Source organism: Pelomonas sp. Root1237, from assembly GCF_001425055.1.
Lineage (GTDB): Bacteria > Pseudomonadota > Gammaproteobacteria > Burkholderiales > Burkholderiaceae_C > Pelomonas.
Window position 1 is genome coordinate 1,015,204 of record NZ_LMDK01000016.1, and the last position, 25,774, is coordinate 1,040,977.

The 25,774-nt window shown below is 66.7% G+C and carries 26 protein-coding genes; 13 read left to right on the top strand and 13 right to left on the bottom strand.

From position 1 onward, the window contains the following. Position 1: 1 nt before the first annotated feature. The 3 genes from flhF to flhB form a co-directional block, all read right to left on the bottom strand. Positions 2-1,663, bottom strand: a complete 1,662-nt coding sequence (flhF, locus tag ASC91_RS17410; protein ID WP_056199206.1) for a flagellar biosynthesis protein FlhF — start codon at positions 1,661-1,663, stop codon at positions 2-4. After that, entirely contained in the window at positions 1,660-3,750 is a 2,091-nt protein-coding gene (flhA, locus tag ASC91_RS17415; RefSeq protein ID WP_056199209.1) for a flagellar biosynthesis protein FlhA, read from the bottom strand. The genes flhF and flhA overlap by 4 nt, the downstream gene beginning before the upstream one ends. Positions 3,751-3,845: 95 nt before the next feature. After that, the gene (flhB, locus tag ASC91_RS17420; RefSeq protein WP_056199212.1) at positions 3,846-5,021 is read right to left on the bottom strand and encodes a flagellar biosynthesis protein FlhB; all 1,176 of its coding nucleotides are present in this window, start codon (positions 5,019-5,021) and stop codon (positions 3,846-3,848) included. Positions 5,022-5,192: 171 nt separating this feature from the next. Here flhB and ASC91_RS17425 point away from each other — a divergent pair, with 171 nt between their 5' ends. Next, positions 5,193-5,945: an ABC transporter substrate-binding protein gene (locus ASC91_RS17425; protein ID WP_056199216.1), complete on the top strand. Its 753-nt coding sequence runs from the start codon at positions 5,193-5,195 to the stop codon at positions 5,943-5,945. A gap of 36 nt (positions 5,946-5,981) precedes the next feature. Here the strand turns inward: ASC91_RS17425 and ASC91_RS17430 are convergent, their stop codons facing one another. The 9 genes from ASC91_RS17430 to ASC91_RS17470 all read right to left on the bottom strand — a co-directional run bounded on the left by ASC91_RS17430 (position 5,982) and on the right by ASC91_RS17470 (position 12,224). Next, positions 5,982-6,560: a hypothetical protein gene (locus ASC91_RS17430; RefSeq protein ID WP_056199218.1), complete on the bottom strand. Its 579-nt coding sequence runs from the start codon at positions 6,558-6,560 to the stop codon at positions 5,982-5,984. 154 nt (positions 6,561-6,714) lie between these two features. Next, on the bottom strand, positions 6,715-7,344 hold the full coding sequence (locus ASC91_RS17435; RefSeq protein ID WP_157255979.1) for a protein phosphatase CheZ: 630 nt from the start codon (positions 7,342-7,344) through the stop codon (positions 6,715-6,717). Between the two features lie 27 nt (positions 7,345-7,371). Then, positions 7,372-7,764, bottom strand: a complete 393-nt coding sequence (gene cheY, locus ASC91_RS17440) for a chemotaxis response regulator CheY (protein ID WP_056199225.1) — start codon at positions 7,762-7,764, stop codon at positions 7,372-7,374. Between the two features lie 55 nt (positions 7,765-7,819). Beyond that, positions 7,820-8,794 (bottom strand): flagellar motor protein MotB, encoded by a 975-nt coding sequence (motB, locus tag ASC91_RS17445; protein WP_056199229.1) that lies wholly within the window; start codon positions 8,792-8,794, stop codon positions 7,820-7,822. A 127-nt stretch (positions 8,795-8,921) separates the two neighbouring features. Further along, on the bottom strand, positions 8,922-9,779 hold the full coding sequence (gene motA / locus ASC91_RS17450; protein WP_056199232.1) for a flagellar motor stator protein MotA: 858 nt from the start codon (positions 9,777-9,779) through the stop codon (positions 8,922-8,924). Between the two features lie 89 nt (positions 9,780-9,868). After that, complete coding sequence (locus ASC91_RS17455; protein WP_056199236.1) at positions 9,869-10,621, bottom strand: trans-aconitate 2-methyltransferase; 753 nt, start codon at positions 10,619-10,621, stop codon at positions 9,869-9,871. A gap of 25 nt (positions 10,622-10,646) precedes the next feature. Then, on the bottom strand, positions 10,647-11,183 hold the full coding sequence (gene flhC, locus ASC91_RS17460; RefSeq protein WP_056199239.1) for a flagellar transcriptional regulator FlhC: 537 nt from the start codon (positions 11,181-11,183) through the stop codon (positions 10,647-10,649). A gap of 35 nt (positions 11,184-11,218) precedes the next feature. Continuing rightward, positions 11,219-11,539: a flagellar transcriptional regulator FlhD gene (gene flhD / locus ASC91_RS17465; protein ID WP_056199242.1), complete on the bottom strand. Its 321-nt coding sequence runs from the start codon at positions 11,537-11,539 to the stop codon at positions 11,219-11,221. 223 nt (positions 11,540-11,762) lie between these two features. Then, a complete protein-coding gene (locus tag ASC91_RS17470) occupies positions 11,763-12,224 on the bottom strand; it encodes a tetratricopeptide repeat protein (RefSeq protein WP_082532754.1) in 462 nt (153 codons plus the stop codon). A gap of 443 nt (positions 12,225-12,667) precedes the next feature. Between ASC91_RS17470 and ASC91_RS17475 the strand changes: the two genes are divergently transcribed. The 8 genes from ASC91_RS17475 (at position 12,668) to ASC91_RS17510 (ending at position 19,883) form a co-directional block, all read left to right on the top strand. After that, the gene (locus tag ASC91_RS17475; RefSeq protein ID WP_056199247.1) at positions 12,668-13,579 is read left to right on the top strand and encodes a flagellin; all 912 of its coding nucleotides are present in this window, start codon (positions 12,668-12,670) and stop codon (positions 13,577-13,579) included. Between the two features lie 291 nt (positions 13,580-13,870). Continuing rightward, positions 13,871-14,788: a flagellin gene (locus tag ASC91_RS17480; RefSeq protein WP_056199250.1), complete on the top strand. Its 918-nt coding sequence runs from the start codon at positions 13,871-13,873 to the stop codon at positions 14,786-14,788. A gap of 199 nt (positions 14,789-14,987) precedes the next feature. Next, positions 14,988-15,962: a flagellin gene (locus tag ASC91_RS17485; RefSeq protein WP_056199253.1), complete on the top strand. Its 975-nt coding sequence runs from the start codon at positions 14,988-14,990 to the stop codon at positions 15,960-15,962. Between the two features lie 146 nt (positions 15,963-16,108). Continuing rightward, positions 16,109-17,509 (top strand): flagellar filament capping protein FliD, encoded by a 1,401-nt coding sequence (gene fliD / locus ASC91_RS17490; RefSeq protein WP_056199256.1) that lies wholly within the window; start codon positions 16,109-16,111, stop codon positions 17,507-17,509. A 124-nt stretch (positions 17,510-17,633) separates the two neighbouring features. After that, positions 17,634-18,071: a flagellar export chaperone FliS gene (fliS, locus tag ASC91_RS17495; RefSeq protein ID WP_056199259.1), complete on the top strand. Its 438-nt coding sequence runs from the start codon at positions 17,634-17,636 to the stop codon at positions 18,069-18,071. 46 nt (positions 18,072-18,117) lie between these two features. Further along, positions 18,118-18,417 (top strand): flagellar protein FliT, encoded by a 300-nt coding sequence (locus tag ASC91_RS17500; RefSeq protein WP_056199261.1) that lies wholly within the window; start codon positions 18,118-18,120, stop codon positions 18,415-18,417. Between the two features lie 168 nt (positions 18,418-18,585). Beyond that, on the top strand, positions 18,586-19,317 hold the full coding sequence (locus tag ASC91_RS17505; RefSeq protein WP_056199265.1) for a flagellar brake protein: 732 nt from the start codon (positions 18,586-18,588) through the stop codon (positions 19,315-19,317). After that, positions 19,314-19,883 carry a Tfp pilus assembly protein FimT/FimU gene (locus tag ASC91_RS17510; protein WP_268795266.1) on the top strand — a complete coding sequence of 190 codons (570 nt, stop codon included), beginning with the start codon at positions 19,314-19,316 and terminating at the stop codon, positions 19,881-19,883. The genes ASC91_RS17505 and ASC91_RS17510 overlap by 4 nt, the downstream gene beginning before the upstream one ends. Before the next feature lie 222 nt (positions 19,884-20,105). Here ASC91_RS17510 and fliE read toward each other — a convergent pair whose 3' ends face one another. Further along, a complete protein-coding gene (fliE, locus tag ASC91_RS17515; protein WP_056199272.1) occupies positions 20,106-20,432 on the bottom strand; it encodes a flagellar hook-basal body complex protein FliE in 327 nt (108 codons plus the stop codon). A gap of 147 nt (positions 20,433-20,579) precedes the next feature. On the opposite strand from fliE, the gene fliF reads away from it, so the two are divergent. From fliF to fliI, 4 genes are all read left to right on the top strand, one after another. Further along, complete coding sequence (gene fliF / locus ASC91_RS17520) at positions 20,580-22,274, top strand: flagellar basal-body MS-ring/collar protein FliF (protein WP_056199276.1); 1,695 nt, start codon at positions 20,580-20,582, stop codon at positions 22,272-22,274. Positions 22,275-22,288: 14 nt separating this feature from the next. Beyond that, entirely contained in the window at positions 22,289-23,284 is a 996-nt protein-coding gene (gene fliG / locus ASC91_RS17525; RefSeq protein ID WP_056199280.1) for a flagellar motor switch protein FliG, read from the top strand. A 249-nt stretch (positions 23,285-23,533) separates the two neighbouring features. Further along, on the top strand, positions 23,534-24,310 hold the full coding sequence (locus tag ASC91_RS17530; RefSeq protein WP_056199282.1) for a FliH/SctL family protein: 777 nt from the start codon (positions 23,534-23,536) through the stop codon (positions 24,308-24,310). Continuing rightward, on the top strand, positions 24,307-25,734 hold the full coding sequence (gene fliI, locus ASC91_RS17535) for a flagellar protein export ATPase FliI (RefSeq protein WP_056199284.1): 1,428 nt from the start codon (positions 24,307-24,309) through the stop codon (positions 25,732-25,734). Before ASC91_RS17530 ends, fliI begins: the two co-directional genes overlap by 4 nt. The last annotated feature ends 40 nt before the right edge of the window (positions 25,735-25,774 follow it).

The window sequence follows — 25,774 nt, forward strand, 5'->3', positions numbered from 1 at the left end:
ATCAGTGGACTGCCCTCATGCCTTCGGTCAGCGGCGCACCGGCAAAGATGAGATTGACGTCGGTGTTGTCCATGCGCCAGGCGCCCGAGGCGGCGCCCTTGAGCGCGCGCTGCACCAGGCCGACGCTGGGCAGGCGGTGCCAGTCTTCCGGCACGCGCTGGCCATTGGCCACGCCCAGCACCTTGAGCTTGTGGCGGATCAGGGTGTCCAGGGCCGGGGCGAGCTTGACGGCTTCGTCGATCTTGCTGAGCACGACGCCTTCGCAGGCCGCGCCCTTCCAGGCGTTGACGACGTCTTCAATGGTTTCACCCTGCTGGGCGGCATTGATGACGAGCAGCTTCTTGATGCTGGGGTGGGCCAGCATCTCCAGCAGCTCCTGGGTGCGGCTGTCGCGCTGGGCCATGCCGGCGGTGTCGATGAGCACCAGCTTCTTGCTGGACAGCAGGTCGAGCAGGTCATCGAGCGAGGCGCGGTCGTGGGCGGTGTGCACGGGCACGCCGAGGATGCGGCCGTAGGCGCGCAGCTGCTCGTGGGCGCCAATGCGGTAGGCGTCCAGTGTGATGAGGCCGAGCTGGCTGGCACCGAACTTGGTGGCGAAGTGGGCAGCCAGCTTGGCGGTCGTCGTCGTCTTGCCGACGCCGGTGGAGCCGATCAGCGCGAACACGCCGCCGCGGTCCTCGATGGCCGGGGCAGCCTCATCGGTATGCAGGTTGCGTGACAGCACATGGGCGGCCCAGGCGGTCTCGTCGGCCGGGTCGGCGGGCGAGCCGGGCTTGAACTCGGACGGGCAGCTCTCGGCCAGCTTGCGAACCAGGGCCGGGCTGAAGCCCAGTTCCAGCAGCTTTTGCGTCAGACGCGCCTGCACGGGCTGGCGCTGCAGCTTTTCCATGAAGGCCAGCGACGAAAAACGCTCTTCGATCAGGCCACGCATCTGGCGCAGCTCGGAAGCCATGTCCATCTGGTTGCGCTGGCTGGCATTGGGCTGGCCGGGCAGCGGCATGGGCTCCACGGCACCGATGTCGCTGAGCTGCGGCACCGCGCGTTGCGAACTGGCTGACGGGATGCGGATCTCGTCGCGCAGCACGGGCGGCGCCGGGCGAGGTTTAGGCTGAGGCTGAGATTGAACCGGTGCAGCGGCGCGCTTGGGTGCCAGCGCGGCAATGGCCTCGGCGGCGCGGCGCTCGCGCTGCTGGCGGGCGGCGTCCAGGGAGGCAGCCGCCGGCTGGGTCGGCGGCGGGGCGATCCGCGGTGCCGTTGCGATGGGATCGGGCTGGCCCGTCATCTCGGCCTGGCGGCGGCGCAGCACGCGCTCGCGCACATAGTCCTGGAAGCTCAGCGTGCTCATGGCGAGTTGCTCGACGTCGCCACTCACCTCGGGGCTGCCGAAGCTGGGCTCCATGCGGGAGCGGTCGGCGAAATTGGCACGGGCGGCAGGCGCCTGCGGTTGCACGGTGGGCGGCGGCACCTGCGGGCGGGTCTGGCTGCGCGGCGCACTGTGGGCCATCTGCTCGATCTGCCCCATGCCTTCCGGCGCCATCGCCAGCACTTCCACGCCTTCTGGCACGGTCTTGTTGGACAGCACGACGGCGTCGGCGCCGAACGCCTGCTTGACGAGCGCGAGCGCCTCGCGGGATGTGCGAGCGGTGAATTTGCGGACGTTCATGCTGTGCCTCCGATGATGGAGCCGATGCGGATGGTGTGGGTCTCAGGAATCTCGCTGTGGCCGAGCACCTTGAGGCGGGGCGCGGCGCGCCTGAGCAGGCGCGCCATGGGCGCGCGGATCAGGTCGGGGACCAGCAACGTGGCGGGCACGCCGCGGTCTTCCTGCTTCTGGGCGTTCTCGGCGGCGCTGCGCGCCAGCGTGTCGGCCACGCCCGGGTCGAGTGCTGCGCCGTGCGGCGAATTGAGGGCCTGGGTGACGAGGCGCTCCAGCTCGGGCTCGAGCGCGATGACGTCCAGCTCCTTGGTGGAGCCGTAGATCTGCTGCACGATGGCCGGCGCGATATGGGTGCGGATGCGGCGTGCCAGCTCGACGGGGTCGGTGACGGCGGCGGCATGCTCGGCCAGGCATTCGACGATGGAGCGCATGTCGCGGACGTGCACGCCCTCCTCCAGCAGCAGCTGGAGAACGCGTTGCAGTGTGGCGATGCTGACCATCTTGGGAATCACGTCTTCGATCAATTGCGGCGCCTGCTTGGTGAGGTGTTCCACCAGGGCTTGTGTCTCCACGCGGCCCAACAACTTGGCCGCGTGCACTTGCATCAAGTGTGAAAGATGGGTGGCCACCACGGTCGAGCAATCAACGACCGTAAACCCGCTCATTTGGGCCATCTCCTTTTGCCGCTCCTCGATCCACACGGCCGGCAGGCCGAAGGCGGGGTCGGTCGTCGGCGTGCCAATGAGCTTTTGCGTCGCATGGCCGGGGTTGATGGCCAGCCACATGCCGGGGAAGGCCTCGGCCTCGCCGACAACGGCGCCGCGCAGCGAGATGCGGTACTGGCTGGGGCGCAGCTCCAGGTTGTCACGGATGTGCACCGGCGGCGGCAGGAAGCCGACTTCCTGCGCGAACTTGCGGCGCACGCCCTTGATGCGGCTCAGCAGGTCGCCTTCCTTGCTCTTGTCGACCAGGGTGATGAGGCGGTAGCCGACCTCCAGGCCCAGGGTGTCGACCGGCACCAGGTCTTCCCAGCTCGCTTCGCCGGCGCCTTCGCTGCTGGGCATGATGGGCTTGACGGCCTTGGCGGCTTCCAGCGCCTGCTCCTTGCTGCGCAGCCAGTAGGCCAGGTAGCCCAGGCCGGCGGCGATCAGCAGGAAGACGACGTGGGGCATGCCCGGGATCAGCCCCAGCGCGGCGATGACGCCGGCCGTGATGGCCAGCGACTTGGCCGAGCCGAACACCTGCTTGCCGATCTGGCTGCCGATGTCCTTGTCCGTGCCAACGCGCGACACCACCATGGCAGCCGCGACCGAGATCAGCAGGGCCGGCACCTGGGCCACCAGCGCGTCACCGACGGCCAGCAGGATGTAGCTGTCGGCGGCCTGGCCGGCGGACAGGCCATGCTGGGCCACGCCAATGATGAAGCCGCCGACGATGTTGATGGCCAAGATCAGCATGCCGGCGACCGCGTCGCCACGCACGAACTTGCTGGCACCGTCCATGGAGCCGAAGAAGTCGGCCTCGTCGGAGAGTTCCACGCGGCGGCGCTTGGCCTCCGCTTCGTTGATGAGGCCGGCGTTCAGGTCGGCGTCCACGGCCATCTGCTTGCCGGGCATTGCGTCCAGCGTGAAGCGCGCACCGACTTCGGCGATGCGCTCAGCGCCCTTGGTCACGACGATGAAATTGATGACCACCAGGATGGCGAAGACGATCAGGCCGACCGCGAAATTGCCGCCGATCAGGAAGTGGCCGAACGATTCGATGACCTTGCCGGCGGCGCCCGTGCCAGTGTGGCCCTCCAGCAGCACCACGCGCGTGGAGGCGACGTTCAGCGACAGCCGCATCAGCGTGGTCAGCAGCAGCACGGTCGGGAAGGCCGCGAAGTCCAGCGGCCGCACCATGTGGGCGGCGACCATCATGACCATCACGGCCATCGCGATGTTGAAGGTGAACAGCAGGTCCAGCGCGAAGGGCGGCAGCGGCAGCACCATCATGGACAGCACGAGCAGCACCGCGATGGGCGCGCCGAGCGCGGCGATGATGCCCGCGCGTGGGCCGAGCAGGGCTTGGAGTTTGGCGGTGAGCTTATTCATGCGGCAGGTCTGGTCTCACCTGCATTCTTCGCGGCGGCCCGGAAAACTTGAGCCGGAGAAACGGCGGGAAAGCCGGGCTGTTCTCCCCGCAGCGCTCACTCCGTGAAGTCTTCCTCGGGCTCGGGTGCCCAGCCCGGCTTGTTGTGCGGGTCGAGCTCCGGCGGCACATGCGGATGCGGCACATCCGGGCGGGCCATGTTGCGCGAGGCCAGGGCGGCGCGCAGCTGGTAAACGTACGCCAGCACCTGGGCCACGGCACCGAACAGCGCGGCGGGAATCTCGTGGTCGACCTTGGCATGGGCGTAGAGGGCGCGGGCCAGCACCGGCTGCTGCAGCACCGGCACCTTGCTCTCCTTGGCCAGGTCGCGGATCTTCATGGCCAGCAGGTCGGCGCCCTTGGCGATGACCTTGGGCGCGGCCATCTTGCCTTCCTCGTACTTCAGCGCGACGGCGTAGTGGGTCGGGTTCATGACCACCAGGTCGGCCTGCGGCACGGCGGCCAGCATGCGGCGCTTGGCCATTTCGCGCATGATGGCGCGCATCTTGGCCTTGATCTCGAGGTTGCCTTCAACCTCCTTCATTTCCTGCTTGACCTCTTCGCGGCTCATGCGCATGCGGCGCAGCCAGAGCTGGCGTTGCAGCGGCACGTCGATGGCGGCAAACACCGCCAGCGCGACGGCCAGCAGGCCGAGGCCCCCCATCAGCTGCTGGCCCGCGTAGGCCAGGGCGGACGGCAACGGCACGGACATGATGCCGACATAGGCCGCCAGGCGGTCCTTCAGCACCATCGCGCCGACGATGCCCAGCACCAGGGCCAGCAGCACGGCCTTCAGGGCCGAGCCGAACCCCTGGCCGGTGAACAAGCGGCCCAGGCCGGCGAGGGGGTTGAGATGGCTGAACTTGGGCGCGAGCGGCTTCATCGTCCAGTTCCAGCCGCCGCTGGCCAGGTTGCTGGCGATGCCGACGATCACCAGCACCGCGGCGATCGGCCCCATGACGGCGGCGAAGGCCAGCGTCATCTCAGCCAGCCGCTCGCCCATGAAACCCTTTTGCGCCAGCAGGCGGGCGTCGAAATGCAGGCCGGTGATCAGCATCTGGCGCAGCTTCTCGACAATCTGCGGCGCGCCCACCGACAGCACGGCGCCGCCAGCGACCATCATGGCGAAATGCGGCAGGTCGCGCGAGCGCGGCAACTGGCCCTCGGCCCGGGATCTTTCGATCTTCTTGGGCGAGGCGGGTAAGTTGCGATCCTGTGCGTCGTGGTCGGCCATGGTGGTGCTGCAGCTGAACCGAATTGTTCGAGGCAGCCGCTGAAACTTGAGCGAGAAAAGCAGGGTGGATGCCCGGCTAATCCCAGCCGGGCCGCAGCGCGCCGGACCAGGTGTGCAGGATTGCCGCCGCCAGGGTGGCGAGGCCGGCGCGGCTCACGCTAATCTCGGACCGTGCCCCGCTCTGCCCGCCTGCTCACGCTGTTGGCCGCGTCCTGCGCCGGCGCAGCCCTGGCCCAGGCGGAACCGTTGGCCATCGAGTACCGCGACAAGCCGCCCTACAGCTACACGGTGGACGGCAAGCCGGCCGGCTTCCTGATGGAGCGCACCGCCAAGCTGCTCAAGCGCGCCGGCATCGAGGCCCGTTATGCCGAGGTGCCGATCCGCCGCACGCTTCAGAATCTGCAGGCCAACCTGGCGGCGCTGTGTTCACCGGGCCTGTACAAGAACCCCGAGCGCGAGGCCTTTGCCCGCTTCTCCCTGCCCATCCACCGCGACCGGCCGCATGTCGTGCTGGCCCATGCCAGCGTCGCGGCACAGATCCGCGCCATCCCGCGCGTCGCCCAGCTTTTTGCCGATGCTTCGCTGCAACCCGGCGTTCTGGATGGTGTGTCTTACGGCCCGCAGCTGGACCAGTTCCTCGCCACGGCAGCCAAGCCGCCCTTGCGCGCCCAGCTGGCGCCACTGCAGCTGGCGCGCATGGTGGGAGTCCGCCGCGCCGACTACATGCTGATCGACGAGGAAGACCTGAACTGGCTGCGCAAGGACCCCGAATTCGCCCCCCTGCCCCTGGTGCGCATCGAGTTCGCCGACATGCCGCGCGGGGAACTTCGCTACCTGGCCTGCTCCCTGCAAGTCAAACCACAGACGCTGGACAAGCTCAATCAGGCCATCCGCGAGCTGCCGCCCGAAGCGCAGGCCGACTGAGGCGCCAAAGAGAAAAGCCGGGCGGCCCTGGCGCGTTCAGAAGCGCTGGCGGAACCCCAGCGTGATGGGCACGGCGTCGGTACGGGCGCCACTGGCATCGCTGGCGCGAAGATAGTCCCAGCTCAATTCCAGCGTCGCGGTTTCGGTGGTGCGCCAGCCGATGGAAAAGCCCAGCGTGGGCCGCACGTCATGCTTGGTGCTGCCGCCGGCAGAAGCATTGACGAAGGCGGCGCCGGCGCGCCAGGTGGCCTCGACATGCTGCCCCCACCGCACGGCCCAGGCGCCGCCCAGTACGGCAGCACGGAAATGTGCCGAGGTGGCCGGGCCGTAGAAGTCGGCGCCGAAATTTGCCTTGCCGAAGTCCACGTACCAAGCCTCGACGGCGGAGACGCCGAAGCGGTAGCCGGCGCCGACCTTGAGGGAGGTGGCACTGCCTTTGCGGCAGCGGCAGAGGATGAAGCCGGGTTCGGACTCATAGTGGGTGCCACCGACGGCAACGTCGCCGTACCAACCGATGCGCGAGTCCGGCGCACTGGATTGAGCCTGGGCCAGCGGTGATGCGACGGCCAGCATGGCGGCCGCCAGGGCGACAGCCCCCTGTTTGATTCGGATCATTTGACTTCCCTGATGTTGTTGATGCCCGCCCGTCTGCGGGCGCGGCGGCGTTTGTAGCAGAAGCCTGCCGCCCACCCAGCGAGCGGCATCACCCATTTCGGGACAAGAAAAAGCCCGCCGAACGGCGGGCTTGATGCGGGGAGCGCGAAGCGCTTCAGAAGCCGAGACTGGCCAGCAGATCGTCGACCTCGCCCTGGTTCGTGACGACGTCGGTACGACCCTCGGCGTTGACGACCGGGCCCTGCAGGATGGTCGGGTCGACCTTCTCGCGCTGCTCGGGCGGCACGACCTGCACCAGCAGCTTGACGAGGCTGTCTTCCAGGTCGTTGGCCAGCTTCACGACCTTGGCCACCACCTGGCCGGTCAGGTCATGGAAGTCCTGGGCCAGCATGATGTCCGTCAGATGGCCGTCAATGCTCGCGGTGCGGTTCTCGACATCCTTGACGAAGTTCATCACGGCGCCACTGGCAACGGCGCGCACCGGATCGGCAACGATGGCAGCAGCCAATTCCTTGGTCGCCCGGCTGATGCCGGCGTGCTCGCCCTTGGCCTGGTCGACGGAGTTCAGCACCTTTTCGGCGGCGGCGGCGGTCTTCTCCGCGATGTAGCTCAGGCGGCTGCGCGCATCGGGCAGGCCGTCGGTGGCCACCTGCAGCTTGGGCATGACGCCCAGGCGCTGCATGGTGTCGTGCAGCGTGCGCGTGATGGTGCCAAGTTGCTGAAAGACTTCGGGCGAGACGAGCAGCGGCTCCTGGGCCTTGCCCAACTGCTCCAGTTGATCCATCGACATGACAGTCCCCTTTTGGTGTTGTCAGGCCGCGGCGGCCAGCTTCTGCATGATCTTGAGGACTTTTTCTTCCAGCGTCGCCTTCGTAAAGGGCTTGACGATGTAGCCCGCAGCACCCGACTGGGCGGCCAGCACGATGTCTTCCTTGCGCGCCTCGGCGGTAACCATCAGCACGGGCAGGTGCTTGAGGTTGGGGTCTTCCTTGATGGCCTTCAGCAACTCGAAGCCCGTCATGTTGGGCATGTTGATGTCGCTGACGACGAAATCGAACTTGGCGCCCTTGAGCATGTTCAACGCCTCGACGCCGTCCTCGGCCTCTTCGCAGTTGTTGTAGCCAATCTCCTTGAGCAGGCCGCGCACGATGCGGCGCATGGTGGAGAAGTCGTCGACGACCAGGAATTTCATATCAGTGCTCATGGCGATCCTCTCTCGGGTGCAGGCGGTATTTCAGGGTCAGCACGCAGTCTAGTTTCTAGCGAGCCGGCGCCGACGATTGAGTTTGCGGCATTTTTCCGTTCTGCGGCACTTGCGTGGACTCGGTCTGCGCAGGCGCTGCGTCGGCTTCGGGCTCGTCGGGCACGTTCTTCAGCACGGCGTCTTCGGCGTCGCGGTTCATGACGATGATGCTGATGCGCCGGTTCAGCGCGCCGTTGGGGTCCTTGGCGTCGAGCAGCTTGCTGGCGGCCAGGCCTTGCACGCGCAGCATGCGCGCCTCCGACAGCCCGCCCGCGACGAGCTCACGGCGCGAGGCATTGGCGCGGTCGGCCGACAACTCCCAGTTGCTGTAGCCCTTGTCGCCGCCGGGGAAGGCCTGGGCGTCGGTATGCCCCTCCACCGTCAGGCGGTTGGGCACCTCGGTCAGCACGCTGCCGAGCTCGCGCAGCAGTTCACGCATATAGGGCTTCACGACGGCACTGCCACTGTCGAACATCGGCCGGTTGCCCTCGTCGACGATCTGGATGCGCAGGCCTTCCTTGGTCATGTCCAGGCGGATCTGACCGCCTAAAGCGGCGAGCTTGGGGTTCTCGGCCAGCACTTCCTCGACCTTGGTCTTGAGCTGCTCCAGCCGCGCCTTCTCGGCCTTGCGCTGTTCTTCCTTCAGCGCACGCAAGGTGTAGCTGGCGCGCTTGGCGGCGCTCTCGCCTTCCTTGACCTGGCCGGTCTCGCGCGTGAGGTCCTTGCCGCCGCCGCGGATGACGCTGGAGGAGTCCCCCGAGCCCGAGCCGCCCAGCATCGCCACCTTCAGGGGCGACTGGAAGAAGTCGGCAATGCCCTTCTTGTCGCCCTCGGTCGTGGAACCGAGCAGCCACATCAGCAGGAAGAACGCCATCATGGCCGTGACGAAGTCCGCATACGCGATCTTCCACGCACCGCCATGCACCGCATGGCCGCCCTTCTTCACCTTCTTGATGATGATGGGCTGGAGTTTTTTCGCGTCGCCAGCCATCAGACGGTCTCCGTGTTTCCGGCGCGCGAAGCGCCGCCGCCCTCAAGCGGCAGCCGTGGAACTGGCTTTGCCAGGCCACTGGGTGCGCCCCCCTGGGGGGGAGCGCCGAAGGCGCTTCGGGGGGGGGTCATTTCTTCTTCACGTGGCCTTCGAGCTCGGTGAAGCTCGGGCGGTCACCGGAGAACAGCACTTTGCGGCCGAATTCGATGGCCACCTGGGGCGCATAGCCCTGCATGCTGGCCAGCAGCGTCGTCTTGATGCACTGGAATTCCTTGCCGCCGTCCTCGACCTTTTGTTCCAGCAGGCCGGCCAGCGGCTCGGCGAAGCCGTAGGCCAGCAGGATGCCCAGGAAGGTGCCGACCAGGGCCGAGCCGATCATGCCGCCGAGCACTGCCGGCGGCTGGCCGACCGAGCCCATGGTGTTCACGACGCCCAGCACGGCGGCCACGATGCCGAAGGCCGGCAGGCCGCCCGCCAGGCGCTGCAGCGCGGCAACCGCCGCATGCTCTTCCTGGTGGTGGGTCTCGATCTCGCTGTCCATCAGCGACTCGATCTCGTGGGCGTTCAGGTTGCCCGACACCATCATGCGCAGGTAGTCGGTGATGAATTCGGTGACATGGTGGTCGTTGCCAACCACCGCGTACTTCTGGAACAGCGGCGAGTTGTGCGGATCCTCGACGTCCTTTTCAATGGACATCAGGCCTTCCTTGCGCGCCTTCTGCAGGATGTCGTACATCAGCGCCAGCAGCTCCATGTAGCGGGCCTTGCTGTATTTGCTGCCCTTGAAGCAAAGCCCCAAGCCGGCGGCCGTCGCCTTGACGACCTTCATCTGGTTGTTGGCCAGGAAGGCGCCGATGGCCGCGCCGAAGATGGTGATCATCTCGAAGGGCAAGGCGTGCAGGATGACGCCGATGTTCCCGCCGTGAGCGATGAACACGCCGAAGATGCAGACCATGGAAATGGCCCAGCCGATGATGACGAACATGCGCGGTTGAGTTTGGGGTGTTCAGGCCATATCGGCCCGGAGCCGGGGGGCTTGAGCAAGTATGCCGCGCGTCAGTTGCGGCAGTACTTTCAATTGGGCCCCTTTGAGACGGCTTTCCCTACAGTTGCATACAACCATACGGGTTGCCCACCCGGCAGCTGCCAGTTGGCCACGGGCACCACATCGGGCACGGCAAAGTCCAGGCTGACCAGCCAGGATCCCGGCGCCTGCTCGGCGCAGGCCTTCGCCCAGACACGAGGCATGGACTCGGGCCGCTGGAAGACATAGACCAGGGCGAACGGCGCCCAGTCGTCGGCCCACAGGTCTCCCTGGCGCACCATGGCGCCGCGCACGCGCCAGCGCGCCAGCAAGGCCAGGGGCCGGCTCCATTCGACGCCCTCGACGCGGGCTTGTGGGTAGACGTGCAGCAATTCACGCAGGCCATCGCCGACACCGCAGCCGGCGTCCAGCACGCGCGCACCCGGCGACAGGGGCGCCAGTGCCGGCAAACGGGCCAGTGCGCCGCGGGGGGTCGGGAACAGGGGAGCCTCGGACCAGGTCCGGCGCGGGTAGAGCCACCACAGCAGCGCCAATGGCACCAGCCACAGCAAGCCCGAAGCCTCACCCTGCCAGCCCAGGGCCAGCACGGAGGCCGGGAAGCCCAGGGCGACGATCAGGCGGCGCCAGCGCTCGCCATTCAGCCAACCCAAGGCTGCGGCGACGGCTGCACCCAGCGCCAAGGCCGGGCCGGGTGACAGGCCGGCAAAAAGCGCGGCCGCATAAATGAACCAGGCCGCCAGCCAGCTCAGCAGAGCGGGCAGCGGCCAGCGAGCAATCCACATACCCGAGAGGGTAGCGGAGTGTGAGTTAGTGCATCTGGATGGAACCCTGCGCGCGGCCCTTGCCAGCGCGTGCGGGCGGGTTGCACAGGCCGCAGACGAAATGGCGGGCGATCTCGTGCGGGTGGGTGACGAACTGGCCATTGCACTTGGCGCACTTGGTCAGGGTCAGCATGCCGTTGTCGACGAACTTGACCAGGCGCCAGGCACGCGTGACCGACAGCATGGCTTCCAGGCCCTGGGCCGTCGTCTGCTCCTGGTAGAGCTGGTAGGCCTTGATGACGGTGTCGATCTCGTCCATCTCCGCGGCCTTGTTCAGGTACTCGTGGATGTTCAGGAAGAGGCTGGCGTGGATGTTGGGCTGCCAAGTCATGAACCAGTCGGTCGAGAAGGGCAACTGGCCCTTGGACGGCGACTTGCCGCTCACTTCCTTATAGAGGCGCAGCAGACGCTCGTAGGACAGATCGGTTTCCGACTCCAGCACCTGCAGGCGGGCACCGAGGTGGATCAGCTGAACGGCACGGTCGATCTGCTTGGCTTCGGTGAGGATGCTTTTGACGCGCATGGTGTGGCTCCGGAATCAGTAAGGGCGGTTCTAGATCAGGCGTGCTCGTGGCGGCCGGCGATCAGGATGGAGGCGTGCAGGCGGCTGACGCTCTCGTTCGCACCGGGCTTGCTGTGGTTGGTCAGCAGGCCCCACACCAGGTCGTCACTCATGCGGAAGGCGCACAGCAGCGTGTTGCCGGAAGCGATCTTCATGATCTGCGCCGGGCTCAGCGTGCCAATCAGCGTGGCCGTGTCCTCGCTGATGCCCAGGCGGTACAGGGCCTGTTCGCGGTCGGCGCGGATCAGGCTCTGGGCCAGCATCAGGTAGGACAGGTTGGCTTCACGGATCTCGGCGAGCATTTGGTCGGTGTTCATGGCGGCTTCCGTCAGAGGTGATGGGGTGTTGCGGATCAGTGAAACGGATTGTGTTGACCCCTCTTCTTTCGCGATATCAGGCTGCGTCGGTGCGCCACGTCACCTTTTCTGGAAGGTCTTGTCAGCCAAATTCCTACAGCCGCGTCGGGCTTGCCGGCGCCCAAAAACCAAGGCCCCGGCAGCTCGCGCTGGCCGGGGCCTTGAAGGTGTGAAATTTGTCGCGTCAGCCGCGCTGCAAGCGGTGCAATTCCATCATGGCGACCGGCATCAGTTCTGGCGACTCGGCGCGCAGGCTGTCAGCGCCGGGGCCCGACTGCAGCGCAGTCAGCACCTCGATCGCCCGCTTCTTCTCACCGCGGCCGGACAACGCAAAGCCCAGGGTGTAGAGGCTGGGGCCATGATCGGGCTGGATCTTCAGCGCGCGCTCGGCGCTGGCAGCGGCCTGGTCGTGGCGGCCGGCCACGAGCAGCAGCGCACCCATGTCGGCCAGCAGCTCGTGGCTCATGGGCTCGTCAGCCAGGGCGTCCTGCAGGATGCCCAGGCCCTGGCCCAGGTTGCCCCGGGCGGCCTCGGCAAAGGCAGCATTGCGGGCGCGGGCCAGCAGCATCAGGGGTTCCTCCAACGGCGTGGCGGCGGTGGGAAGGTGAACAGCTTTTTGACGGGTCGAGGCGGACAAGGCGGGCATCGCAGGCTCCAGTCCGGCGTGCGGGTTCGGCCGGGATGGAGCGGACTTTAGGCAGGCCTCAGACGACCGATCCAACGAAAAGGCAGGCCCGAGCAGGCCAAAAAATCTTCATCCGGCTGATCCGATGAACAAGGCTTTGCAGATGCCTCTGTTCAAAAGATCACGCCCCTTGACAAAAGCGACTCAAGAAACGTGTCGGCCCGTCCGATAGCCATTGCAACGGCGCCGGCAACGGTTCCGTGGTCCGGCTGGAAAGCCGAGGCGATGTCCAAAGCTCAGGCGGCGGACGAGCTTCAACGGTTGACTGGCGTCGGGCGTAGCCACAAGGGCTTGCCTATTAGTTAGTAAGGCGAGTCTGCGTGGGCAGCACGGGTGCCTCACCCGGGCACTCGGGTCTTCGCCGGCGCTTTGCCGGGTCATCTCTAGCTAAAAGGAAGCGCATCATGCCCGCAGTTATCAATACCAACCTGCTGTCGCTCAACGCGCAGCGCAATGCCAGCTCCGCACAAAGCTCGCTGGCCACCTCCATGCAACGTCTGTCGTCCGGCCTGCGGGTGAACTCCGCACGTGACGACGCCGCCGGCCTGGCCATCGCGGAACGCATGAATTCCCAGGTCAAGGGAATGAATGTCGCCATCCGTAACGCCAACGACGGTATTTCGCTGTCGCAGACGGCTGAAGGCGCCCTGGGCAAAGTCAACGACATGCTGCAGCGCATGCGTGAACTGGCCGTGCAGTCCGCCAACGGCACCAACAACACCGACGACCGCACCGCGCTGAACAACGAGTTCACGCAGTTGCAGAGCGAAATCACCCGCCTGAGCACCAACACGACCTTCAACGGCCAGGCGGTGCTGACCAACACGACGTCGTTCAACTTCCAGGTCGGTGCCAACGCGACGGCCAACGACACCATCACCATCAGCGGCCAGAACATGCTGGGCACCACCACGGCAGTCGGCAAGAACGACGGCGCCCTGGCTGAAGTGGCCAACACGACCAACACCGACATCTCGAACGTGGGCGCGGCCGGCACCGGCGCGACCTTCGATGCCTACACCGGCACCGGCACCAAGGGCGCCCTGGATTCGATCGCCAAGATCGACCAGGCCATCGCCCAGGTCAACGTGGCCCGTTCGACCTTCGGCGCCGCCCAGAACCGCTTCGACGCCGTGATCGAAAGCCTGGGCACCGCGGTCGAAAACCAGTCCGCCGCCCGCAGCCGCATCATGGATGCCGACTACGCCATGGAAACCGCCAACCTGAGCCGCGCGCAGATCCTGCAGCAGGCGGGTACGGCCATGATTGCCCAAGCCAACCAGCAACCGCAGCAAGTGCTGTCGCTTCTTCGATGATCCTGGGCCAGCCTCGACGCTGGCCCTGAGCTCCGACGCGACAGCCGTCGTCGTCGACCCCCGAGGGCAAAGCCCGCCAGCTCAAGCACCTTAAAAGGCCGCCAATCACCCCGCAATTCGCGAGATTGAGCGGCCCGTTTTACAAAGGATCACTCTCAAGCGTTCCCCCGACCGGTCCGATAACGGTTTCAACGGGTCCCAGCTCGTCAGCCCAAGCAACAGGCCACAAGGCCCCATGCGCCGGCTGCCCAGGGCTCGGATTCAACCTATTGGCACTGAAAGGAACGCGCCATGTCCGCAATCATCAACACCAACCTCGCCTCGCTGAACGCTCAGCGCAACACGTCCGCCTCGCAGGGCTCGCTGATGGTCAGCATGCAGCGCCTCTCGTCGGGCCTGCGTGTCAACTCGGCCAAGGACGACGCCGCTGGCCTGGCCATCGCCGAACGCATGAACACCCAGGTGCGCGGCATGAGCGTGGCCATCCGCAACGCCAACGATGGCATCTCCTTTGCGCAGACCGCTGAAGGCGCACTGGGCAAGATCGGCGACATGCTGCAGCGCATGCGTGAACTGGCCGTTCAATCAGCCAACGGCACGAACAACATCGACGACCGCACTGCGCTGAACAATGAATTCTCGCTGCTGCAGTCCGAAATCACGCGCCTGTCCAGCAACACCAACTTCAACGGCAACTCCATCCTGACGGGCTCCGCAGCCACCACCTTCCAGGTGGGCGCCAACGCGACGGCCAACGACACCATCACGATCACCGGTGCCGACATCCTGAATGCCGCCACCGCTGCCAGCACCAACCAGGGCGCCCTGGCCGAGGTCACCAACACGACCAACACCGACATCCTGCTGGTCGGCGCGGCCGGTACCGGCGCCACCTTCGATCTCTACACCGGCACAGGCACCAAAGGTGCGCTGGACTCGGTCGCCAAGATCGACCAGGCGCTGTCCCAGGTGAACACGGCCCGCTCCACCTTCGGTGCCGCCCAGAACCGCTTCGACGCCGTCATCTCCAGCCTGCAGGTGTCGGTGGAAAGCCAGTCGGCCGCGCGCAGCCGCATCATGGACGCTGACTACGCCAGCGAAACCGCCAATCTGAGCCGTGCGCAGATCCTGCAGCAGGCCGGCACGGCGATGATCTCGCAGGCCAACCAACTGCCCCAGCAGGTGCTGACGCTGCTGCGCGGCGGCTGATAGAAGCAAGGCCGCCGGCGGTGGGGCACCGCCGGCACGGGCTTGAGAAGCGTTGAACAACGCTTCCTTAATAGCCGTGGTTTTGACCGTTGTTCGCGGGTTTGACCTGCGCAGGGCACCAACACAATTCACTCCATCGCGTCGCTGACTTCTGCGGCGCGGACACCGGAATCAACCGGGCTGTTGCAGGAGTGCTTAAATGCCCCAGACGATCAATACCAACATCGCATCGATGAACGCGCAGCGGAACCTGAACAGTTCCCAAGGGCTGCTGGCGGTGTCGATGCAGCGCCTGTCTTCTGGCATGCGTGTGAATTCCGCCAAGGACGACGCCGCCGGTCTGGCGATCGCCGAACGGATGAACACCCAGGTCCGTGGCATGTCGGTTGCCATGCGCAATGCCAATGACGGCATCTCGCTGGCGCAGACGGCTGAAGGCTCGCTCGGCAAGGTTGGCGACATGCTGCAACGCATGCGTGAACTGGCCGTGCAGGCCGCCAACGGCACCAACAACGTGCAGGACCGCGCGGCGCTGAACAACGAGTTCACGCAGCTGCAGACCGAAGTGGGGCGGCTGATCCGCAATACCAACTTCAACGGTTCGCAGATCCTGACCGGCGCGGCGACCTCGTTCACGTTCCAGGTCGGCGCCAACGCCACGGTGGATGACCAGATCGTCATCACCCAAAGCGACATCCTGACGACGACCCTGGGAACCAGCGGCACGCCCAACGGCAACGACGGCGCCCTGGAAGCTGCCATCAACAGCACCAAGATCAACATTCTTGGCGCCTCCGGCAGCGGTACAGGGGGCGTTCCGCCGACCGCGGCGGTGGATTTCTCCGCCGCTGGCGCGCCGCCCGCCCTGACGGGCGCCAACGGCGACGAAGGTGACCCGTCGGTGGCCGTCCAGTTCCTGGACTTCGCCCTCGCCCAGGTCAATCTGGCTCGCTCCACCTACGGTGCGACGCAGAACCGCTTCGACTCGGTGATCGCCAACCTGCAGGTCGCCGTCGAGAACCAGACCGCAGCCCGCTCGCGCATCATGGATGCCGACTACGCCCAGGAAACGTCCAACATGTCGCGGGCACAGATCCTGCAACAGGCTGGCAACGCCATGGTCGCTCAGGCCAACCAGCTGCCGCAGCAGGTGCTGCAACTGCTCAAGGGCTGAGTCGCCCGCCGCACCCAAAAACGCCGGGATCCGCGTGTCGGAAGTCCCGGCGTTGTCATTTCAGCGCCGGTCCCGCGAAAGTTTTCCTAAAGTTCGCCACCGGCATGCCGAAGGCGTTACGGAACGGGTCTTAACAGGAAAGGGCTATGGCCACCATCTCATCGCTCGGTATCGGCAGTGGTCTTGATGTCGAGAGCCTGGTCAGCAAGCTGATGTCGATCGAGCAGCAGCCGATCAACAACATCAAGCAGGCTTCTGCCAGGCTTCAGACCAAGATCTCCGCTTACGGCCAGCTGCAGTCGGCCGTATCCAGCATGCAGACGGCCGCTCAGAAGCTGTCCGACGCCAGCCTGTGGAACGCTTCCACGGTCAGCGTGTCGGACACCTCGGTCGCCACCGTCAGCGCCAGCAGCGCGGGCAGCCAGAACCATCTGCTCAAGGTCAGCCAGCTGGCCTCGGCCCAGTCTGTGGCCAGCCGCATCTTCACTGGTGGCAGCGAAACCCTGGGTGACGGCACCCTGACCATTGCCCTTGGCCGTTGGGCCGGTGACCCGCCGGTCTTCACCGCCGGCAGCGGCACGCCCGCCGCCATCACCGTCAGTGCGACCGACACGCTGTCCAGCATCCGCGACAAGATCAACGCCGCCAATGTCGGTGTCAACGCCAGCCTGGTGAACGACGCGGCCGGCACGCGCCTGGTCATCCGGTCGCTGAGCACCGGCGAGAACCAGGCCTTCCAGATCACGAGCCCCGATGCCGCCCTGGCCGACCTGACCTACGATCCCGGCAGCGGCGCAGGCATGGCCCAGACCCAGGCCGCCAGCAATGCCCAGTTCAACTGGGACGGGCTGGACCTGACCTCCGAAAGCAACACGCTGACCGGCATCACCGACGGCATGAGCGTGACCCTGCTCAAGACGACGGCCAGCGCCATCAGCATCGGCACCAGCAACGACACGACCAGCATCAAGAAGGCGATCACGGATTTCGCAGACTCCTACAACAAGCTGCTCAACCTGATGCGCGACCAGACCAAGTACGACGCCGGCACCAAGACCGCCGGTGTGCTTCAGGGCGACAGCAAGGCAGTTTCCGTGCAACAGATGCTGCGCGGCATCACCGGCGGCAGCACGACACTCGCCGGCGCCTTCGGCCGCCTGGCCGACATCGGCCTGGAGCCCGGCCAGAACGGCACGCTGACGGTCAACTCGACGAAGCTCGACAAGGCGCTGACCAATCTCACGGACTTGAAGAAGCTGTTCGCCGCGCCGGACGCCGCCACGCCGCGCAACCGGGGCTTCGCTCTGCAATGGAACACCTTTGCCACCCAGATCCTGGGCACGGACGGCGCCATCACCAACGGCCAGAGCAGCCTGCAAAAGCGCATCGCCAGCAACGACGCCACGATCGACCACATGCAGGACTCGCTGACATTGACCGAAAAGCGCCTGCGCGCGCAGTACAGCGCGCTGGACACCAAGATGAGCCAGCTCAGCGCGCTGTCGTCCTATGTCAACAAGCAGTTCGGCAGCACCTCGTCGAGCTGAGCCCGTGAAGAATTGCAAACAAGGCGCCTTAGGGCGCCTTTTTCATGCCGCCAGCGGGGGTTGGTCGCCTCAAGTTCCCCGGCCGGGCGCCGAAATTTGAAGGTATCCAGCCCAGAGAGCCCCCATGTACGGATCCTCCTCCCCGTTTGCTTCCCGAGCTCACCGCGCCGGCTCCGCCTACGGCAAGGTCGGCGTCGAGACCGATGTCCTCAGCGCCAGCCCGCACCGCCTCGTCGCCCTGCTGTTCGACGGCGTCATGGAAGGCATGAACATGGCCCTGGCCGCGATCCAGGCAGGCAATACGCCGGTCAAGAACAACTCACTGTGCCGCTGTGTGCGCATCCTGGACGAAGGTCTCAAGGCTGCCCTCAACCTCGAATCCACCCCGCTGGCCCACGACCTGCGCGACCTTTACGCGTATCTGTGCATGCGGCTGACCCAAGCCAACCTGCACAGCGACGTCGCTGCCATCGAGGAGTGCAAGCGTCTGCTGGCGCCAGTACGTGACGCCTGGCAAGCCATCGCCGACAACCCCGCAGTGCGCCCGCCCAGGGCCGCCTGATCCGCCCATTCCGCCCCGCCCTGCTCACGCTTTCCGGTACGCCCCCATGAATTCCGAACTGCTCAACTATTACGAGGCCATCGAACAAGCCAGCGCCGACATGCTGTCAGCTGCCCGCACCGGCAACTGGGATGAAGTCGTCAAGCTCGAAGGTGCCTGCGTGCTGCTGATCTCCCAGCTCAAGTCCGCCGCCAACCAATCCCAGCTGGCCCCGAGTGAATCGGCGCTGAAGACCCGCATCATGCAGCGCATCCTGCTCAATGACGCCGAGATCCGCCATCTGGCCGAACCCTGGCTGGAAGACCTGGATCATGTGATGAAGGGCAAGAGCAGGATGGTGCATTGAGCCCCTCGTCCGGTCTCGCCCTGCTGAACGCGGGCGAGTCCAGCCGGTCCCCCGAGGGGACGGCGATGCTTGCGGCGTCGAGCCGCAAGCACATCGCCCAAGGCGGGCCGGCTAGGGGCGGCCCGGCGCTCGGCCCGCAAAACCAACCCGCGCAGCTACCATCCTGGCATGAGCGCTCTTGAACCCACCTCCGAGGAACTGCGCGTCGCCTCCACTGCCGAGATCGCGGCGTATCTGCAGCAACTGCAGCGCGAGAATTCCGGCGTGCTGCTGAGCGGCCCCCAGGGCCAGAGCCTGTCCAGCCGCATCGTCGCGCTGGACGCCGACGCCGACCTCATCGGCCTGGAGATCGGCACCGATCCCGACGGCATCAGCCAGGCCCTGGTGGCCGAGGGCGAGATCACCGCCGTCGCCTACCTCGGCGCCATCAAGCTGCAATTCGAACTCGAGGGCCCCGTCCTCGTCAGCGGCGAACAGGGCACGGTGCTGCGCAGCGCGCTGCCCGCCCGCCTGTACCGCTTCCAGCGCCGTCAGTCCTTCCGCGTGCAACCGGCCGGCAGTGCCTATCCGCGCATCGTGCTGCCTGGCGCCGAGCAACCCGGCCGCGCACTGCGCGTGCTGGACCTCAGCATCGGCGGCCTCGCGCTGGCCCTGCCGCCCGATTTCAGCCCCCTGCCCGTGGGCGAGGTCAGCGACGGCCTGGTGCTCGAGCTGGATCGCATCAGCGCCCTGCGCGTCACCCTGCTGCCCCACCATGTCAGCCCCATCGCCGGCGATACGAGCGGCATGCAGCAGCTGGGATGCTCCTTCGTCGACCTCGATGCCAACGCCGGCCGCTCGCTGCAGGTCTATGTGGACCAGACGCAAAAGCGCCGTCGCCTGCTGAAGCTGGATCCATGAACGCGGCCGGCGGACGGGCTGAGCGCAGGGCCGCTCCCAAGCCAGCCCGCGTTCCCTCGGGGGACCGGTGCGCGTACTCGCGCGCCGAGGGGCAAGGTTTCACGCTTCTCGAGGTGGTTTTCGTGCTGGCCGTGCTGGGCATCATCCTGTCGGCGGCCGTGCCCAGCTACGCGAGTTATCTGGCCCGCCAGCGCCTGCGCCACGTGGCCGAGATGCTGGAGCAGGACCTGCGCCGCGCCCGCGGCCTGAGCGTGGACGAGGGCCGCAACATCTATGTCAGCTTCAGCAGTGGCGCGCAATGGTGCTGGGGCACCAGCCGCACCGCGCCCTGCGACTGCGCCACAGGCGTGCCGCGCTGCGAGCTCGGCGCCATCAACTCCCGCGAGCACAAAGGCACGCTGCTGCAGTCTGGCCAGAGCGTCACCTTCCAGGCCGGCATGGGCCGGGCGCTGGAATGGACGCGCATCGGCATCTCCAACGACCGCAACCAGCAGCTGTATCTGGACTTGAACCCGTTGGGCCGGCCAGCGATCTGCGGAGCAGACGCACGAAAAGGCGCTTGCTGAGTGGTGCCCCTCGCCCAGCCTTGCCGCGCTGGACGCGGGCAAGTCTGGTCGGGACCGCGCTGCGGCTAAGGCCGCAACGCTTCGGCAGGCACATGCCGCCCACTGGGCGCCATGTGTCCGGCCTCAGCCCCGAAGGGACGGCGATGCTTGCGGCATTGAGCCACAAGCACATCGCCAAGCCGGGCCGGCTCGGGAGCGGCCCAGCGCTCGGCCCGAAAGCCGCTAGATCTGCATGTTCATGATCTCGGAGTAGGCCGAGACCAGGCGGTTCCTGACCTGCAGCGTGGCCTGGAAGCCGATCTGCGCCTTCTGCATCGAGACCATGGTCTCTTCAAGGCTGACGGTCGGGTTGTCCAGTTGCACCTCGCGCTGCAGGCGGGCGGCCTCGTTCTGCGAGGCGCTGACATTCTTCAGCGCCTGCGTCATCGCGTCGCCGAAGCTGGCGCCTGACGTGGCGGCCGGCTTGGGCGCAAGCGGCGTGCCATTGACCGCCAGGCCCGCTCGGGCGGCGGCCTGTGCAAAGTCGAAGGGGCGCAACTTCATGTCCATGGGGCAGGACTTTGGCAGCAAGTCACGCGCACTAAGGGCGGAGATGCGCGGGCTCAGTCGGCCACTTCGGCGCTTTCTTTAGGGGCCTGGCACGAATAATTTGCGCCATCGCCGGATTCCCCGGCCCCCGCTGTACTCGCCCATCCGATGGACAACGCCCTGAGCGCCTCTGCTGCTGCCGCCCCGGTGATGATCACCCCGATCAACGCCCAGCCCAACTTCGTGCAGCGCTTGAACGGCCTGCCGCTGCGCAGCAAGCTGACCATGGGCGCCGGCCTGGCCGCCCTGGCCGGCGCCGTGCTGGCCATCACGCTCTGGTCCAGCCAGGGCGACTACCGCCCGCTGTTCAGCGGCCTGGCCGACAAGGACGGTGGTGCCGTCATCGGCCAACTGGCTGCCCTGCAGGTGCCCTACAAGCATGAGGCAGGCGGCACCATCCTCGTGCCCGCCGGCCAGGTTTACGAGCTGCGCATGAAGCTGGCGGCGATGGGCCTGCCCAAGGGCGGCACCGGCAACGCCGTCGGCTTCGAGCTGATGGACAAGTCCAGCATCGGTCAGACCCAGTTCAACGAACGCCTGAACTTCCAACGCGGTCTGGAAGGCGAGCTGACACGCACCATCACCGCCATGTCGGACGTGGCCGATGCCCGCGTGCACCTGGCCATCCCGCAGCAGAACGGCTTCTTCCGCGAGCAGCAAAAGCCCAGCGCCTCCGTCGTGCTGACCCTGCGCGGCGGCCGCACGCTGGATCGCAACCAGATCGCCGGCATCGTGCACCTCGTCTCCAGTGCCGTGCCCGAGCTCAATCCCAAGGCCGTCAGCGTACTGGACCAGACCGGCGCCCTGATCTCCCAGACCGGCGCGGACACCGCCACCGGACTCGACAGCCAGCAGCTCCTTTACAAGCAGCAGGTCGAAGCCGGCTTCAACAAGCGCATCTTCGAATTGCTGGAGCCCGTTGTCGGGCGCGACAACCTGCGCTCCTCCGTCACCGCCGACGTGGACTTCTCCCAGACCGAGGCCACCGCCGAGGAGTACCGCCCCAACCAGGGCCCGAACGCCCAGGCTGCGGTGCGCTCCAGCCAGAGCAACGAGAGCAACAACGCCAGCAATGCCACGCCCACCGGCGTACCCGGTGCTGCCACCAACCAACCGCCTGTGCCGGCCACCGCCCCGGTCAATGGCGCCAGCGCCCCGCTGCAGGCCGCACAAGGAGCGGGGGCTGGCGGCAACAGCCGCCGCGAGCAGGTCACCAACTACGAGGTCGACAAGACCGTGCGCGTCACGCGCGGCGCGGTCGGCAACGTCAAGCGCCTGAACGCAGCCATCGTCGTCAATCACCGCTCGGTGACCGACGCCAAGGGCAAGACGACGCAGCAGCCCGTGCCGACCGAAGAGATCACGCGCCTGACCGACCTCGTCAAGGAAGCCATGGGCTTCAACACCGAGCGCGGCGACTCGGTCAAGGTCATCAGCGCGCCCTTCGTCGTCGACAAGACCGAACCGGCCGATGTGCCGATCTGGAAGCAACCCTGGCTGCTGGACGTTGCCCGCAGCGCCATCGTGCCGCTGGCCTTCGTCGCCATCGCGCTGATCGCCGTCTTCGGCATGATCCGCCCCGCCATCAAGGCCGCGGCGCCGCAGCCGCCCGAGGACAAGGCCGAGACGGTGGATGAAGTCGTCGATGACGAAGAGCTGCTGCCTGGGGGCGCCGGCATGCCGCGCCTTGAAGCGCCGATTCATAACGAAAAACTCGAGCGTGCCCGCGCCCTGGCCCGCGACAATCCGGTAGCGGTCGCCAACATCATGCGCGACTGGATGGCCGGCGAGACGGCTGCATGATTCAGAGCTGAACCATGGATGACAAGGGCATAGAGAACGCTGCAATCCTGTTGATGTCGCTGGGCGAAGAAGAAGCCAGCGAGGTCTTCAAGCATCTGTCGCCCAAAGAGGTGCAGGCGCTGGGGGAGCAGATCGCCAAGCTCAAGGTCATCAAGCGGGCCCAGGTCGAGACCGTGCTCGACAAGTTCGACGCCGTCGCCGAGACCCAGAGCACTCTGGTCACCGACACCGACGAATACGTGCGCGCCGTGCTGCGCAAGGCCCTCGGCGAGGACAAGGCCAACCTGCTGCTGGACCGCATCCTGCAGGGCAGCGACGTCTCCTCCATCGAGAGCCTGAAGTGGATGGACGCCGCCAGCGTCGCCGAGCTGCTGCGCAACGAACACCCGCAGATCATCGCGGCCATCCTGGCCCACCTGGATTTCGACCAGACCAGCTCGGTGCTGAAGATGTTCACCGAACGCGGCCGCAATGAGGTGCTGATCCGCATCGCCACGCTGGACGGCATCCAGCCAACGGCGCTGAAGGACCTCAACGAAGTGATGAGCCAAATCCTGGCCGGCGGCGAGCGCATGAAGAAGAGCTCACTGGGCGGCGCCAAGACGGCCGCTGAGATCATCAACATGATGGGCTCCAGCGTCGAGGCCTCGGTGCTGGACTACATCCGCGAGGCCGACTCCGACCTGGCGCAGAAGATCATGGACAACATGTTCACCTTCGACGATCTGAACAAGATCGAGGACAAGGGCATCCAGGCCGTGCTCAAGGAAGTGCAGAGCGAGGCACTCATCGTCGCACTCAAGGGCGCCGGCGCTGAGCTGCGAGAAAAGATCTTCCGCAACATGTCCACCCGCGCCGCCGAGACGCTGCGCGAGGACCTCGAGACCCGCGGGCCGGTGCGGCTGTCCGAGGTCGAGGCCGAGCAGAAGGAAATGCTCAAGATCGTGCGCCGCCTCGTCGACGAGGGCCAAATCGTCCTGGTCGGCGGCGGCGACGACCAATTCGTTTAATCATGAAGCCCCTCGTCCAAGGAGTACCTTGGCCGGTCTTGCAGACCGCGCTGCGGCATGTGCCGCAGCTCTTCGGCAGGCACATCGCGCCCACTGGGCGCAATGTGTCCGGCCTCAGCCCCCGAGGGGACGGCGATGCTTGCCGGATTGACCGGCAAGCACATCGCCATGGCGGGCCGGCTTGGGAGCGGCCCTGCGCTCGGCCCGCAGAATCCCTGGTGCGCAACGACGCACATTGGAGCAACTGACATGGCCACCGGTCGCCAACCCCCGCGGCAAGTCCCGCCGCCCGATCGCCGTGAGACTGATCGGCGTGGCAGCTATGCCCGCTTCATTCCTGGCGAGGAACTCCAGGGCGCCAAGGCCTGGAACCTCGACAACCTGGGCAACGCCGCACCCTCGCCCTTCGCGCCGATGCGCCCCGGCAACCCGCCGGCCACACCCACCGCCGCCGCACCGGTAGAGCCGCCGCCCCCGCCCGAACCCAGCGCGCAGGAACTGCTACACGCCGCGCGCCAGAGCGGCTATCAGGACGGCTACCGCGATGGCATGGCCGCGCTGGACGCCTTCAAGCAGAGCTTTGCCCAGCAGATGAGCAAGCAGCTCGGCACGCTGGTGACGGGCTTTGATACCGAGATGCGCTCGCTGGAAGACGAGATGGCCCAGTCCATCGCCCGTATCGCCGTCGAGCTGGCCCGCCAGGTCGTGCGCAGCGAGCTTGAGCAACGCCCCGAGCTGATCGCCCGTGTGGCCCACGACGCCGTCGAGGCCCTGCAGTTGTCGGCGCGCCACGTGCGCGTGCGTGTCCACCCCGATGACCACCCCCTGGTGCAGGAAGGCGCCGGCAACGAGTTGCAGGCCCGCGAGGCGCAGCTCATCCCCGATCCCGAGGTGCCGCGCGGCGGCGTCAAGGTGGATGCCGACATTGCCAGCGTCGACGCGACGATTGCCACGCGCTGGCAACAGGCCGTCTCGGCCATCGGCCAGCAATCGATCTGGGAAGACCGGCGCACGGAGGACGAATGACTTCGGCGCGCACCGATCGCTGGCAGCGCTATCTCGCCGACCTTGAGACGCTGGCGGCCAACACCGCGCCGCTGGAATCCCACGGCAAGCTGGTTCGCGTGGCCGGCCTGGTGCTGGAAGCCACCGGCATCAAGGTGCCGATGGGCTCGGTCTGCCGCATCCAGATGCCCAGCAGCGGCAACAGCCCGCGCCGCGGCTCGGCGCCAGTGAATGCCGAGGTCGTCGGCTTCTCGGGGGACCGCGCCTATCTGATGCCCACCGACGAGGTCCAGGGCCTGTCCAGCGGCGCCACCGTCGTGCCGCGCCACCTGCCGCCGCTCGCTCCCCAACTCGGCCAGCCCTTGCACCCCTGGCGCCGTGGCGAGGATCGCGGCCTGCACCTGCCGATGGGCGACGGCCTGCTCGGCCGCGTCGTCGACCCGCATGGCCACCCGCTGGACCGCGGCGGCGAGCTGGCCGACATCCACAACGAACCCATGGTGCGGCGCCCCATCAACGCGATGGACCGCGACCCGGTGCGCATCCCGCTGGACACCGGCGTTCGCGCCATCAACGCACTGCTGACCGTCGGCCGGGGCCAGCGCCTCGGGCTGTTCGCCGGCACTGGCGTCGGCAAGTCGGTGCTGCTGGGCATGATGGCCCGCTACACCCAGGCCGATGTCATCGTCGTCGGCCTGATCGGCGAGCGCGGCCGCGAAGTCAAGGAATTCATCGAGGACATCCTCGGCATTGAAGGCCGCCAGCGCAGCGTCGTCGTCGCCGCACCCGCCGATTCGCCGCCGCTGATGCGCATGCAGGGCGCGCACTACGCCACGGCGATTGCGGAACATTTCCGCGATCAGGGCCGCCATGTGCTGCTGCTGATGGATTCGCTGACCCGCTATGCGATGGCCCAGCGCGAGATTGCCCTGGCCATCGGCGAGCCGCCGGCCACCAAGGGCTACCCGCCGAGCTGCTTCGCCAAGCTGCCGCAGCTGGTGGAGCGCAGCGGCAACGGCCTGCCGGGCGAGGGTTCCATCACCGCCTTCTACACGGTGCTGACCGAGGGCGACGACCCGCAGGACCCCATCGCCGACGCGGCGCGGGGCATCCTGGACGGCCACATCGTGCTGTCGCGCGACCTGGCCGAGGCCGGCCACTACCCGGCCATCGACATCGAGCGCTCCATTTCCCGGGTGATGACCAGTGTTGCACCCCAAAACCAGGTCGATTCCGCGCGTCGATTCCGCCAGCTTCTGGCGAAATACAACAAGGCCCGCGACCTGATCCAGCTTGGCGCCTATGCCCCGGGCAGCGACCCCGAGCTGGACCTGGCCGTACGCCTGCATGCCGACATGACGCGGCTGCTGCAGCAGGACATGCACAGCCCGGCACTTCTTCACGCCAGCGTCAGCCAATTGCAGGCCGTGGTCCAAGGCGCCTAACCTTTCGGGTCGGGCCGCCGATATCGACTGAGCGCCGGGC